This is a genomic window from uncultured Pluralibacter sp., assembly GCF_913775985.1.
Taxonomy (GTDB): domain Bacteria; phylum Pseudomonadota; class Gammaproteobacteria; order Enterobacterales; family Enterobacteriaceae; genus Pluralibacter.
On record NZ_CAJYMB010000147.1, the window covers coordinates 236,274 to 250,078 of the forward strand.

11 protein-coding genes are annotated in these 13,805 nt (G+C 60.3%); 7 read left to right on the forward strand and 4 right to left on the reverse strand.

Annotated features, from left to right (window positions below):
• Positions 1-15: 15 nt before the first annotated feature.
• Complete coding sequence (locus QZ766_RS18575; RefSeq protein ID WP_297205744.1) at positions 16-1,011, forward strand: LacI family DNA-binding transcriptional regulator; 996 nt, start codon at positions 16-18, stop codon at positions 1,009-1,011.
• On the opposite strand, the gene QZ766_RS18580 is transcribed toward QZ766_RS18575, so the two are convergent.
• Positions 999-2,444: a glycoside hydrolase family 32 protein gene (locus tag QZ766_RS18580; protein ID WP_297205747.1), complete on the reverse strand. Its 1,446-nt coding sequence runs from the start codon at positions 2,442-2,444 to the stop codon at positions 999-1,001. The two genes, QZ766_RS18575 and QZ766_RS18580, sit on opposite strands and share 13 nt — an antisense overlap.
• A gap of 224 nt (positions 2,445-2,668) precedes the next feature.
• On the opposite strand from QZ766_RS18580, the gene QZ766_RS18585 reads away from it, so the two are divergent.
• Positions 2,669-3,598, forward strand: coding sequence for an aminoimidazole riboside kinase (locus QZ766_RS18585; protein WP_297205749.1), 930 nt, complete (start codon positions 2,669-2,671; stop codon positions 3,596-3,598).
• Between the two features lie 58 nt (positions 3,599-3,656).
• Positions 3,657-4,904: an oligosaccharide MFS transporter gene (locus tag QZ766_RS18590; RefSeq protein WP_297205752.1), complete on the forward strand. Its 1,248-nt coding sequence runs from the start codon at positions 3,657-3,659 to the stop codon at positions 4,902-4,904.
• Positions 4,905-4,976: 72 nt separating this feature from the next.
• Here QZ766_RS18590 and fbp read toward each other — a convergent pair whose 3' ends face one another.
• Complete coding sequence (fbp, locus tag QZ766_RS18595) at positions 4,977-5,975, reverse strand: class 1 fructose-bisphosphatase (RefSeq protein ID WP_297205755.1); 999 nt, start codon at positions 5,973-5,975, stop codon at positions 4,977-4,979.
• Between the two features lie 179 nt (positions 5,976-6,154).
• Here fbp and mpl point away from each other — a divergent pair, with 179 nt between their 5' ends.
• The 4 genes from mpl (at position 6,155) to QZ766_RS18615 (ending at position 11,589) form a co-directional block, all read left to right on the forward strand.
• A complete protein-coding gene (mpl, locus tag QZ766_RS18600) occupies positions 6,155-7,522 on the forward strand; it encodes a UDP-N-acetylmuramate:L-alanyl-gamma-D-glutamyl-meso-diaminopimelate ligase (RefSeq protein ID WP_297205757.1) in 1,368 nt (455 codons plus the stop codon).
• Between the two features lie 88 nt (positions 7,523-7,610).
• On the forward strand, positions 7,611-9,341 hold the full coding sequence (locus tag QZ766_RS18605; RefSeq protein WP_297205760.1) for an amidohydrolase: 1,731 nt from the start codon (positions 7,611-7,613) through the stop codon (positions 9,339-9,341).
• Positions 9,342-9,664: 323 nt separating this feature from the next.
• A complete protein-coding gene (locus QZ766_RS18610; RefSeq protein ID WP_297205763.1) occupies positions 9,665-11,008 on the forward strand; it encodes an APC family permease in 1,344 nt (447 codons plus the stop codon).
• A gap of 44 nt (positions 11,009-11,052) precedes the next feature.
• Positions 11,053-11,589: a GNAT family N-acetyltransferase gene (locus QZ766_RS18615; RefSeq protein ID WP_297205766.1), complete on the forward strand. Its 537-nt coding sequence runs from the start codon at positions 11,053-11,055 to the stop codon at positions 11,587-11,589.
• 82 nt (positions 11,590-11,671) lie between these two features.
• Here the strand turns inward: QZ766_RS18615 and QZ766_RS18620 are convergent, their stop codons facing one another.
• Together QZ766_RS18620 and yjgA are read right to left on the reverse strand one after the other, a co-directional pair.
• Entirely contained in the window at positions 11,672-12,880 is a 1,209-nt protein-coding gene (locus QZ766_RS18620) for an aldose 1-epimerase family protein (protein ID WP_297205768.1), read from the reverse strand.
• A gap of 283 nt (positions 12,881-13,163) precedes the next feature.
• Entirely contained in the window at positions 13,164-13,718 is a 555-nt protein-coding gene (yjgA, locus tag QZ766_RS18625; protein ID WP_297205771.1) for a ribosome biogenesis factor YjgA, read from the reverse strand.
• Between the last annotated feature and the right edge of the window lie 87 nt (positions 13,719-13,805).

The following is a 13,805-nucleotide window of genomic DNA, read 5'->3' on the forward strand; positions in this document are numbered from 1 at the left end:
CGGAGTGGGGAAGGTATGGCGTCTTTAAAAGATGTTGCGCAGATGGCGGGGGTGTCGATGATGACCGTCTCCCGCGTCATTAACCAGACGGGAGCCGTCTCTTCTGCCACTCGCGACAGGGTGATGCAGGCGATTGAAACCCTCCACTACGTGCCGGACTTGTCGGCGCGTAAAATGCGCACCCAGGGTTCCCGCCCGTCGACCCTGGCGGTACTGGCGCAGGATACGGCCACCACGCCGTTCTCGGTCGATATGCTGCTGGCCATTGAGCACACCGCCAGCGAGTTTGGCTGGAACAGCTTTCTTATTAATATTTTCTCGGAAGATGACGCCCGGCGGGCCACCCGCCAGCTGCTGGCCCACCGCCCGGACGGCATTATTTACACCACCATGGGGCTGCGCCAGGTGGTGCTGCCTGCCGAACTGGCGGAAGAAAACTGCGTGCTGGCCAACTGCACCAGCGACGATCCCGCCCGGCCCGCCTATATCCCCGATGATTTTGACGCCCAGTACCGGGCCACGCAGCACCTGATTGCCAGAGGCTATAAAAAGCCGCTCTGCTTTTGGCTGCCGGAGGGGGCTATCGCAGCGCGCCTGCGCCGGCAGGGCTTTGAGCAGGCCTGGCGCGAGGCGGGAAATAGCCTCGACGACGTGCAGCAGTACCATATGCTGCCCGGAGACGAGCACTATGTCGATCTCGCGGCGCTGCTTGCCCCGCGGCTGGCAAACGGCAGGCCCGATTTTGACGTGCTGGTGTGCGGCAACGATCGCGCGGCGTTTGTCGCCTATCAGGTTCTTTTCGCCCGTGGCCTGCGCGTGCCTGAAGATGTGGCGGTGCTCGGCTTTGACAATATGGTCGGCGTCGGCGATCTGTTTTTGCCGCCGCTGACCACCGTGCAGCTGCCGCACGATGTTATCGGGCGCGAGGCGGCGCTGCATATTATTGAAGGACGCGAGAAGCGCGGGCAGCACCGTATTCACTGCCCGCTGCTGGTGCGTCAGTCAGCCTGAATCGCTGCCAGCGTCCATAATTCCCCCCGGCACAGCATCGCTTCATCCTGCGCGGCGTACAGGTGCAGGCTGCGGTTATCGTCGGCAGGATAAATTCGGCTACTCAATACCGCCTCTCCCTCATTGACGAACACCTCCACGGAGGACCGGTCGACGAAAATGCGCAGGCTCAGCAGCACGCCCGGCGGCAGCGGTATGCTGCGGTAGCCGTCCAGCCCGGCCTGCGGATAGCACCGCCAGAGCACCAGCCGGCGCGCCTGATTATCCACGTACAGACGCAGCCCGTCGCCGAGCCGCAGGCCGTAGTGCTCGGCCCGGCTGGCCTGGGTATCCCACGTCAGCAGCAGCTCGCTGCGGGTTATGTGCGTCGCGACCTGCTGCTCACCCGAGAGCGTGCCGGACGGCAGCGGGGCCGACGACTGGCGCAAGGCAAGAAGCTCGTCCACCGGCCGCTGGCGCAGCGCGCCGTTCTCCTCGGTTATCTCGCGCGGCAGCGTCATGCAGCCTGCCCAGCCCTCGGCTTTCGACGGCATCGAAGACTCCCACATGTCCATCCAGCCGATGATAATCCGCCGGCCGTCGGCGGCGCTGAAGCTCTGGGGGGCATAGAAATCGTGGCCGTGATCCAGTTCGCGAAACGGGCCGGCGGGGATAAACGCGCCGCCGGGCTGCCAGCGCCCGGCAATCGTCCCGCTCTGAAACAGATTGCGGAACGCATAGCCGCAGGGGCGCATTCCCTGAGGCGAGAACATCAGATAGTGCTGCTCGCCCAGCGGGAAGAAATCGGGGCACTCCCACATGTAGCTCTCCCCGTCGTTCGCCCCGGCGAGCACCCGCTCAAACGTCCAGTCGCGCAGCGTCTCGCCGCGATAGAGTAAAACCTGCCCGCAGTCGCGGTCGTCCCGGGCGCCAACCACCATCCACCAGGTCCCGTCCTGGCGCCAGACTTTCGGATCGCGAAAGTGCATGATGCCGTCGGGGGGGGCCAGTACTTCACCCTGTTTTTCGAAATGTACGCCGTCGCGGCTGGTGGCGAGGCACTGCACCTGGCGGATGGCCGCGTCGTTGCCCACGCCGTCCAGCCAGGCGTGGCCGGTGTAGATCAGCGATAGCACGCCGTCATCGTCCACCGCGCTGCCGGAGAAGCAGCCGTCAGGATCTTCAACATCGCCGGGAGCCAGCGCGATGGGCTGGTGCTGCCAGTGCACCATATCTTTGCTGGTGGCGTGCCCCCAGTGCATCGGCCCCCAGTGTTCGCTCATGGGATGATGCTGGTAAAATGCGTGATACAGCCCGTTGAACCAGATAAGCCCGTTAGGATCGTTCATCCAGCCGGCGGGCGGCGCCAGGTGATAGTGCGGATAATAGCGGCTGCCGCGCCCCGCGCGCATTTTCTCCAGGCCCGCCTGTGCAAGCTGTAAACGCTGCTTCATTTTTACTTCCTTCCATCGCCGGTTATCTCATTTTTCAAGTTCGATTGTTAACGTTAACTTTAAGATAAAGGAACTGGTTTTAGCGTTTTTTTGCGATGTTAATCACAATTGTTAACGTTAACATTGCTGTTTTGTGATCCACGCAGCACACCGCCTGAAATCGACTTTTTTTAGCGCAGGGAAGGTCTTATCAATGAGCAATCAGATTACGGAGAGGGAACACAATGACAGCCAAAGTGTGGGTACTGGGCGATGCAGTGGTGGATCTTATCCCGGCGGAGTCCGGCGGGGAGCTGCTGATGCCGTGTCCCGGCGGCGCGCCGGCTAACGTCGCCGTGGGCGTCGCCCGGCTGGGCGGAAACAGCGCCTTTATTGGCCGGGTCGGCGACGATCCGTTTGGCCAGATGATGATGCGCACGCTGGCGCGCGAGCGGGTAGACGTGCGCTACATGACGCTGGACGGCTTCCGCCGCACGTCGACGGTGCTGGTGGCGCTGAATGACGCGGGCGAGCGCACCTTCACCTTTATGGTCAGGCCGGGCGCCGATCTGTTTTTACAGGCTGCTGATTTGCCCGCATTCGGGCCCGGCGAGTGGCTGCACCTGTGCTCCATTGCGCTTTCGGCGGAGCCGTCCCGATCGGCGGCATTTGCGGCGATGAACGCCGTAAAGCGGGCGGGCGGCTTTGTCAGCGTCGATCCGAATATTCGTGAAGATCTCTGGCAGGACCCGGCGCTGCTTAAGGCGTGCCTGCACAGGGCACTGACCCTGGCGGATGTGGTGAAGCTCTCGGTGGAGGAGCTGCTGTTTCTGACTGGCGGCGAGCAGGATGAGGCGGCAATTCAGGGGCTGGCGGCGGCGTACGGCACGACGCTGCTGCTGGTGACCGAAGGTAAAGAGGGCGTTCGCGTCTGCTGGCGCGGCGCGGTGCGCCGCTACTGTGCCGACGAGGTGGAGAGCGTGGATACTACCGGCGCCGGAGATGCGTTCGTTGCCGGTCTGCTGGCCGGCCTCGCGGAGCGGGGCTTTCCGGACAGCGACGCGGCGCTGGCGCCGCTGGTTGCGCAAGCCCAGGCCTGCGGCGCGCTGGCGGTAACCGCCCGGGGGGCGATGACCGCGCTGCCCCGCAGGGAGGCGCTGGCGCGTTTCTGTTAGTCAGACCGGCGGGCCGGCCAGGCCCGCTTAGATAATCACTCAGCGTCGAGGATGACGTATGACGATGACAATTCCATTTCGAAACCCCTACTACCGGTTCGCGTCCGGCTACTCGTTTCTGTTTTTTATTTCGTGGTCGCTGTGGTGGTCGCTGTACGCCATCTGGCTGAAGCGGGATCTGGGGCTCACCGGCGCCGAGCTGGGAACGCTCTATTCAGTGAACCAGTTCACCAGCATGCTGTTTATGGTGGTCTACGGCGTGGTGCAGGACCGGCTCGGGCTCAACAAGCAGTTGATTTGGGGGATGTGCGCCATTCTGGTGCTGACCGGCCCGTTCATTATTTACCTCTACGAACCGCTGCTGCAAAGCCACTTCTCGCTGGGGCTGGTGCTGGGTTCCGTGTTCTTCGGGCTGGGCTATCTGGCGGGCAACGGGCTGCTGGACAGCTTTATGGAGAAGATGTCCCGCGCCTACGATTTTGAATACGGCACCTCCCGCGCCTGGGGCTCCCTCGGCTATGCCGTGGGGGCGCTGTGCGCCGGAGTGTTCTTCAGCATTAATCCGCACATTAACTTCTGGCTGGTCTCGCTGTGCGGCGCGCTTTTTATTCTAATCAATATCCGGTTTCGGGTTGATGCGGGAACCACGCAGCAGTTCAGCGGCAATAAAGTGAGCAGGGCCGATTTTATCGGCGTCTTTAAAGACGTCAGGTTTTGGGTGCTGGTGCTGTTTATTGTCGGCACCTGGTCCTTCTACACCATTTACGATCAGCAGCTGTTTCCGGTGTTCTATGCCGGGCTTTTTGACTCTCCCGAGACGGGCGCACGCATCTACGGCTATCTCAATGCCTTTCAGGTGGTGCTGGAAGCGCTGAGCATGGCGATGATGCCCTTTTTTATCAACCGCATCGGCCCGAGGAACGGCCTGCTGCTCAGCGTGATGATCATGATGCTGCGCATTCTCTCCTGCGCAATCTTCAGCGATCCGTGGATTATCTCGCTGGTGAAGCTGCTGCACGCCATTGAAGTTCCGCTGGGCGTGATTTCGGTGTTTAAGTACGCGATAACCAACTTCGATCGCCGGCTGTCGTCGACGATTTATCTGGTGGGCTTTCAGATTGCCAGCTCGGTGGGGATTGTGGTGCTGTCGCTGCCGGTGGGCATGCTGTTTGACGCGGCGGGATATCAAACCGTGTTTTACACCATTTCGGTCATCATCTTTTTCCTGCTGATTTTTGGCGCGCTGTTCCTCAGCCGGCAGCGGGAGTGTCCCGAGCCCGGCGCGGCGCTGGAAGGCGCCGCCTGAAATAAAAAAGCCGCAGCGTGTAAAACCGCTGCGGCAGCCGTGGTTACTGCACCGTCTTTTCAGACGCGGGCATCAGGCATCCGGGAACTCGCGCATAAAGCGCTCAACGTCATCCACCATGTGGTTGTTGCCGACAAAGAACGGGCGGCGCTCGTGCAGGGCGGTCGGTTCGATATCGAGAATGCGCATTTTGCCGTCGCTGGCCTTACCGCCCGCCTGCTCGGCGAGGAACGCCATCGGGTTGCACTCGTACAGCAGGCGCAGCTTGCCTTGCGGATGGCTGGCGGTGCTCGGGTAGAGGTAGATGCCGCCCTTGAGCAGGTTGCGGTGGAAGTCGGCAACCAGTGAGCCGATGTAGCGCGACGTGTACGGGCGCTGGGTCGACTTGTCTTCTTCCTGGCAGAATTTCAGGTATTTTTTCACGCCGTTGGGGAATTTGATGTAGTTACCTTCGTTAATGGAGTAGGTATTGCCCTTTTCGGGGAACTCCATCTTCTCCTGGCTCAGGCAGAACACGCCCAGAGACGGATCGTAGGTAAAGGCGTGAACGCCGCAGCCGGTGGTGTACACCAGCATGGTGGAGGAGCCGTACACCACGTAGCCTGCGGCAACCTGCTTGTTGCCCGGCTGCAGGAAATCTTCTTCGGTGACGGGCGTGCCCACCGGCGTTACGCGGCTGTAGATGGAGAAGATAGTCCCGACGGAGACGTTAACGTCGATGTTGGAGGAGCCATCCAGCGGATCCATCAGCACCACGTATTTCGCATGCTCGCAGCCGTCGAAAATAACGATGTCATCTTCTTCCTCTGAGGCGATACCGGCGACAATATCACGGGCCTTCAGTGCGGCTTTCAGCTTTTCGTTAGCGAACAGATCCAGCTTCTGCTGGGTTTCGCCCTGCACATTCTCGACACCGCTGGCACCCAGGATATCGACCAGTCCGGCCTTGTTGATATCGCGGTGGATGATCTTGGCGCCCAGTTTTATTGCCGACAGCAAAGCAGTGAGTTCACCGGTTGCGTGCGAGAACTCGTGCTGCTTCTCAACAATAAATTCACCTAACGTTTTCATAACACATTCCCTGCAATTGAGATGGAGTAATGCCGTTTGAGCCATCAATCTTAACAAACTATCCCGGCGGGACGTACAGGTGAATCGCGCCAGCAAGTGTAACAATTGGCGGAAATGCGTTTCTCACCCGGGAAACATGTGAGTAAAATGTGCCGCTGATGAAAGAGGAACGGTGAAGAATGCGCATTCATATTTTGGGAATCTGTGGCACCTTTATGGGCGGTCTGGCGATGCTTGCCCGTTCGCTTGGGCACGACGTGACCGGATCGGACGCCAACGTCTATCCGCCGATGAGCACGCTGCTCGAGGAGCAGGGCATCTCGCTGATTGAGGGCTACGACGCCAGCCAGCTTGAGCCTCAGCCCGATCTGGTGATTATCGGCAACGCCATGACCCGCGGCAATCCGTGCGTTGAGGCGGTGCTGGAGAAAAATATTCCGTACATGTCCGGCCCGCAGTGGCTGCACGATTTCGTGCTGCGCGACCGCTGGGTTGTGGCGGTAGCCGGAACCCACGGTAAAACCACCACCGCCGGCATGGCGACCTGGATCCTTGAAGCGTGCGGTTACAAACCCGGCTTCGTGATCGGCGGCGTGCCGGGGAATTTCGAGGTTTCCGCCCGTCTCGGCGACAGCCCGTTCTTCGTTATCGAAGCCGACGAGTACGACTGCGCCTTCTTCGACAAGCGCTCCAAATTCGTACACTACTGCCCGCGTACCCTGATCCTCAATAATCTCGAGTTCGATCACGCGGATATTTTTGACGATCTGAAAGCGATTCAGAAACAGTTCCACCACCTGGTGCGCATCGTCCCGGGACAGGGCCGCATTATCTGGCCGGAAAATGATATTAACCTCAAGCACACCCTGGCGATGGGCTGCTGGAGCGAGCAGGAGCTGGTGGGCGAGCAGGGCCACTGGCAGGCGAAGAAAATCACCACCGACGCTGCCGAGTGGGAAGTGTGGCTCGACGGTGCGAAAGTCGGCCAGGTCAAGTGGGGCCTGGTGGGCGAGCACAACATGCATAACGGCCTGATGGCGATTGCCGCCGCGCGCCACGTGGGCGTAACGCCCGCCGACGCTGCCGATGCGCTGGGCTCGTTTGTGAACGCCCGCCGCCGCCTCGAGCTGCGCGGCGAAGCCAACGGCGTGACTGTTTATGACGACTTTGCCCACCACCCGACCGCGATCCTGGCGACGCTGCAGGCGCTGCGCGGAAAAGTGGGCGGCACCGCGCGTATTCTGGCGGTACTGGAGCCGCGCTCTAACACCATGAAAATGGGCGTCAGCAAGGACGACCTTGCCCCGGCGCTGGGCCGCGCCGATGAAGTGTTCCTGCTTCAGCCGCAGCACATTCCGTGGCAGGTGGCCGAAGTGGCGGAAGCCTGCGTGCAGCCGGCCCACTGGAGCGCCGACGTGGACGCGCTGGTGGAGATGATTGTCAAAAAAGCGCAACCGGGCGACCATATTCTGGTGATGAGTAACGGCGGCTTCGGCGGCATTCACCAGAAGCTGCTCGATAAGCTTGCTGCCAAAGCGCAGGCGTAATCCCTGCAGTCGGGACGAGGCCAGCGGAGTTAGCGCTGGCCTTTTTTATATTCCTTTTGAATTCACTACGATCCCCGGAACAACATTCATGATGACTGACTCCTTAAATCCCGACGTGATTTATCACGGGGGTAAAATCTACACGGCGGACGCGCGCGACAGCTTTTGCGAGGCGATCGCCATTGCGCAGGGTTATATCGCCGCCGTCGGCAGCAGCGACGCGCTGCTCAAGCTGGCAGGAGAACACACGGAGGTGATTGATCTGGAGGGGAAAGTTATGCTCCCCGGCCTTATTGATAGCCACATGCACCCGTTTTGGGGCGGCAAGCAGCTGCGCGGCTGCAACCTTAACTACGCGGCGCTTACCGTTGAGCAGACGCTGGCGATTATCCAGCAGCATCTGGACGACGATCCGCTGCAGGATCCCGACGACTGGCTGTCGGTGAGCGCCTGGCAGCGCCAGGGCATGGTGCCCGCCGGAGCGGACATGAGCCGCGCGCTGCTGGATACTCTCAATACCCGCCGCCCGGTGGTGCTGTTCTCCAACGATTGCCATACGCTGGCGGCCAACAGCCGGGCGCTGGAGATGCTGGGTATCGACGAGCAGACGCCGGTGCCGGCAGACGGTAAAATCGGCCGCGACGCCCGCGGGCGCCTGAACGGCATCCTGGAAGACGCTCCCGCGATGCGCGCTTTTGACAGCATCCCTACCGGTACGCCGGAGCAGTGCGAGCTGATCGCCCGCCACGTCCAGAAGGTGCTTAACCAGCAGGGCGTTACCACCGTGATGGACACCCGGGTGTACGACGAGCAGCTGATCGCCTTCGCCGCCCTGCGCGATCGCGGGGAGCTGACGCTGCGCATGTGCGGCGCGCGGGAAATTACTCCCGACAGCGTAGACGGCCCGCAGGACGCGGCCCGGGCGATGGACGAGATCGTCGCCTTTAACCAGCGCTGGAACGACGCGCAGTGGCAGCCCGCGCCGGGCTTTGGCCTGACCCACGTGAAGTTCTTCGTCGACGGCGTACTCCAGCCGCCGACTATGACCGCCTCGCTGCTGCAGCCGTACCGCAAGAATCGCGGCACTCACGCCAGCCCGGACTGGCAGGACACCGATGAGTGCGGCGATCTGTACTTCACCAAAGACGTTTTTGAATCCCTGATCGACCAGTGCGGCCGCGCGGGTGTTCATCCGCACATGCACACCGTGGGCGACGGCGCCATTGAGATGACTCTCGACGCGCTGGAGAAGATGCGCAAGGCGTGGCCGGATAAAGACCTCCGCCCGGGGCTGGCGCATAACGAGCTGGCGGCGGCGCACCAGTACGCTCGCTTTGCCGAACTCGACGCCTCGGCGGTGCTCTCCTACCAGTGGGCGGGGCTGCCCGGCGTGCTGATAAGCGAGGAGCGGGAGATGCTCGGGGAAGCGCGCTTCCCGCACCTGGAGCCCCAGGGGCGTTTTCTGGACGCCGGCGCGCGGGTGGCCTACGGCAGCGACTGGCCCATTGACCGGCTTGATGAATGGTACAACCTGCAGGTGGCGATGACCCGCCGGGCGTGGGATGCCGACGGCCAGCCCGCCGGGCCTCGGCTGGATAACGATCGCGACCTGACGCTGATTGAAGTGCTGCGCTCGGCCACTATCGACGCGGCGTTTATGATTGCCCGCGACAGTGAAGTGGGCTCGCTGGAGGCGGGCAAGCTGGCGGATGTTATCGTGCTGGAGCAGGATATTTTCACCCGCCCGCCGGAAACGCTGTACCAGACGCGGGTTCTGCGCACCGTAGTTGGCGGTAAAACCGTCTGGCAGAGCGCGTAATGTAATTATGGGAAGGCGGCTCCGGCGCGAGGTATGGCCGGGCCGTTAACCGTTTCAGGATGGACGGCAGCGCAACAGGGAGTGATACCCGTCATACTTCAAGCTGCTTGCGCGTTGGCTGCGTTCGCTCACCCCGGTCACTTACTCCAGTAAGCTCCCGGGGATTCACTCACTTGCCGCCTTCAAGCAACTCGAATTATTTTGGGTATAGGCCTGAACAGGACCTCCGTTTTGCTTTTCAAATCACGCCCCCTGTGCAAAAGTGCGTCCTCTTTTTTTCGCTTACAACGGCGCCGCACGCTGCGCCAGGAGATGATACGGGAATGCCACAAACACTTCAGTTACGAAGAGTGCTTAAAACACCAGCGCTTGTTGCGTTTGGCCTCGCCTATATGGTGCCGCTCGGGGTGTTTACCACCTACGGTCAGGTTACCGTACTCAGCGAAGGGCATCTGCCCGTCGCCTACCTCGTCACCGTGGTGACGATTCTGTTTACCGCCCTGAGCTATTGTCGAATGACCCGCGCGCTGCCGCTGGCGGGCTCCGCCTTTTCGTACGTGCAGCGCAGCTTCGGCGGTAAAATGGGATTCCTGGTGGGCTGGGCGCAGATTCTGGATTATCTGTTTTTACCGATCCTTAACTATCTGGTGCTGGGCATTTTTCTGCACGAGGCATTTCCGGCGATCCCGGCTGCGGCATTTGTGCTGGCCTCCATTATTTCCGTTAGCTTCCTGAATATTATCGGCGTCAGGCTGCTGACTTCGGTGAACTTTACCCTGATCGCCGCCCAGCTGGTGTTCATCGTCCTGTTTATCACTCTGTCGTTCAGCCACGCCGATCTCAGCCCCGAGGCGCTGATGCGCCCGCTGCTGGTCAACAGCGGCCACTTTAGCGGGCTGCTGGCCGGCGCGGCGGTGCTGTGCCTGGCCTTTCTCGGCTTTGACGCCATTGCGACCATGGCAGAAGAGGCTGACGACGCGAAGCGCACCCTGCCGCGGGCGATTATCATCACCGTGTTGCTGGCGGGGGTTATCTTTATCGCCGTCTCCTACGCCGCGCACCTGATCTATCCCGACTGGAAATCGCTGATCCCGGTGCAGGACACCGCCAGCCTGGTGGTGTCCGAAAAAGCGGGCGGCAAGTGGATGTATAACTTCTTTATGGCTGCCTATCTCACCGGCGTGTACGCCTCGGCGATGACTGCGCAGACCGGCGTGTCGCGTATTTTCTACGCCATGGGCCGCGAGGGCGTGCTGCCGAAAAAAATCTTCTACCATCTGCATCCGCGCTTTCGTACTCCGAACCGGGCGATTATTTTTGTGGCGCTGATTTCGCTGGCGGCGCTGGAGCTGAGCCTGGATCTGGTGGTGTCGATGATAAGCTTCGGCGCGCTGGTGGCGTTCACCTTCGTCAACCTGAGCGTCATCAAACATTTTCTGATTAACGAGAAACAGCGCGGGGCGGCGGCCCTGTTTCGCTACGGCCTGCTGCCGTTGATGGGCGTGGGCATGTCGGTGTGGCTGTGGACTAACCTGGCGCCGGACGCGCTGAAGGTCGGGCTGATCTGGCTGGCGATTGGCTTTGCCTGGCTGCTGGTGCTGACCCGCGGCCTGCGTAAAGACACGCCTTCCGTTAAACGCGATGATATTGCCCATTTGATTGACTGAGAGACTGGCCCGCGGCGCGGGCCAGCGTTAACGAGCAGGACATTATGTTAACCCATACAAAAATAACCTCTGTGGAGTCGGCGCTGTTTCAGCATCTGGATGCGCTTTACGCTTCGGCCTTTCCCCACCACGAGCAGCGCCAGATGGCGGCCAAGCTCGCAGCTATCGCCAATCCGCACTACGCGCTGGAGGCCTGGTTCGACGGGGAGCAGTTCGTGGGGCTGAGCGGCTGCTGGGTATTTGGCGACTACCTTTATGTGGAGCATCTGGCGGTGGACAGCAGCCTGCGCTCGCAGGGCTACGGCAAGCGCCTGCTGGGGCAGATCCTGACCCGCGCGCCGGTGACCATCCTCGAAATCGATCCGCTGACTACCGAGATTGCCCGCAAGCGGCTGCGTTTTTATGAATCGATGGGATTCGTTGCTAATTCCTGGCCGCACGTGCATCCGGCCTATCACGAAGGAGTGGCGGGCCACGATCTGATCGTGCTCAGCTACCCTGCGCCGCTGGACGCGCGGGCCTATCAGCGCTTTAACGATGACCTGTGCCAGCAGGTGATGAAGGATGTGACGGCAGCGTAATAGCCTGCTGCAAACGACAGCCGGCAGCCTCGTTAGCGGCTGCCGGTTTTTTTATGCCCGGCGCTCCCATGCCGGTGCAGCATTACTCTTTGGCAATTGGCGTATCGCTGACGTCGATCTTTTTATCGCCCTGAATTGCGGCAATTTTCTTTTCCACCTCGGCCACCTGGGCGTGGTCGTGCAGCAGGGTATAGGTCAGATCGAACTGGGTGCTGGCGCCCGGTTGCAGCTGCTTCACGCGCTTCTGCTGGCGCTCGATGGTGACCGGATAGGCGTAGCTGGTGCCCGGTTCGATGCCGGTGACGTAGCCCTGCTTGAGGGTATCGGTGTTCTTCCACATCGTCAGTACCGGCAACTGTTCGGTGTTAAAGGCGATAGACGCGCCTTTATCCCCCGCCTTGTTGACCACCGCCGCCAGCGTCTGGTGATTGCTGTCGGAGAGAGGCTGGATATTGAACACCATCTCGTCGAAATCTTTGGTCGGGCCGGCATAGGTTTGCCACGCTTTCAGCCCGCCTTTGGCGTAATCGTTAAACGGGCTGACGCCGGCCATCGGTGCCAGGAAGCGCGCGCCGTCTTCCAGAATCGGCGTGCCGAAGTTGCTGTGGTAGATAATCTGGTAGTCGTGCGGGTAGTCCGCGTGGTTGGTCAGCACGTCGTGCAGGCTGAAGCTGTTGCTGCCCGGCACGTAGCGCAGCTCGGTCAGGGTCTGCAAATCGGCCTTTTTAAAGGTGCTCTCTTTGATCAGCCCGCGCACCCGAATTTCGTAAGGCGCGGCGTCGGCCACTTCGACTTCAACCCGCGATACCGGCGTATTTCCCGCTTTGCCGTGCAGGGTGTACAGCTGCCCGTCGGCCCGTACCGGGTGGCCGGTCCACTCGTAGCCGCAGCGCACCATCATTTCATTGAATCCTTCCAGCCAGCCGAGGCCGTTGCGGCTTTCCAGATTGATGAACGCCGGGTTGACCACTTCTTTGACCGGCGAATCCCAGCCCATCCGCGAGCCGAAACCTTCCACTTTCAGCAGGTTCATGCCGCGCGTGGGGCTAAGGGCGATAGTAAGGCCGCTTTTGCTGCGGATCGTGATGACTTTGCTGCCTTCCTGCCTGCCGCCGTGAAGGACTTTTTGCTCAATGCTGAACGCGTCGCCGGAGGCCTTCAGCTCCTGGCTGCTAATCTGCCAGTTTCCTTTATCCGTGCCGCTTTCAGCGTCAGTCAGCACCCAGGTTTTTGCCATTACAGGCGCGGAAATCAGTACCGCAAGCGCGGATAAAACGAACGTTTTTTTCATGGTGAGTCCCTTTAGCTGAATCGGTTGTGTTGTGTGCAACAAAATCTAGTGGCTAACGGACGGATAAAACGTGAGGTGGCTCACCGGGTGAGAAAATGCGCAATCTGGTGGGGTGTGAAGGTGACGGTTGTTGTTTTTCTATGCAAAAAGGAGCGCGTGTTGCTTAGATGTTGTGAAGTGCAGTGTTTTTAGCTTTAACGATTCAGCTGGCGAGATTTTTTTTTAATGATGCGAAGACAGGCAAACCAAAAGGCACCCGGGGCGTAATCCCCGGGCGGACGGATTACTCTGCGCTTTCGGAAAGTTCGCGCAGGTACTGGAAGATCTGACGCGCCGACTTCGGCGGCTTATTCCCGTCTTTCTCTTTTTTGGCGTTGCGGATCAGCGATCGCAGCTGCTGGCGGTCGGCATTCGGCCACAGTTTCAGCACCTCGGCCACGGCGTCGTCACCTTCGTCAATCAGGCGATCGCGCAGCTGCTCCAGCTTGTGGAACAGGGCAACCTGCTGGTTGTGGCGGTTTTTCAGCTTGTCCAGCGCCTGGCGAATGGGATCCACGTCGCGCTGGCGCAGCAGTTTGCCGATCAGCTGCAGCTGGCGGCGGCGGCCCTCTTTCTTAATACGCTGCGCAAGTTCAATGGCGCTGCGCAGGTCGTCGTCCAGCGGAATTTTATCCAGCGCGTTTTTACCCAGGTCCACCAGTTCGGCGCCGAGCTGTTTTAATTCTTCCGCATCGCGCTTAATTTCGCTTTTGCTGACCCAGATGATTTCATCATCTTCATCGTCGATTTCATCATCGCCGGGCACGTCGTCGAGCCAGTCTTCGGGCTGCTTTGTCATTTCAGGTTCCTTAAAAAAGAGACACATGTTATCAGTTAAGGCGAGCACTGAAAAACGGTTATCTGTTAGACTCAAGTCAAACTCCTT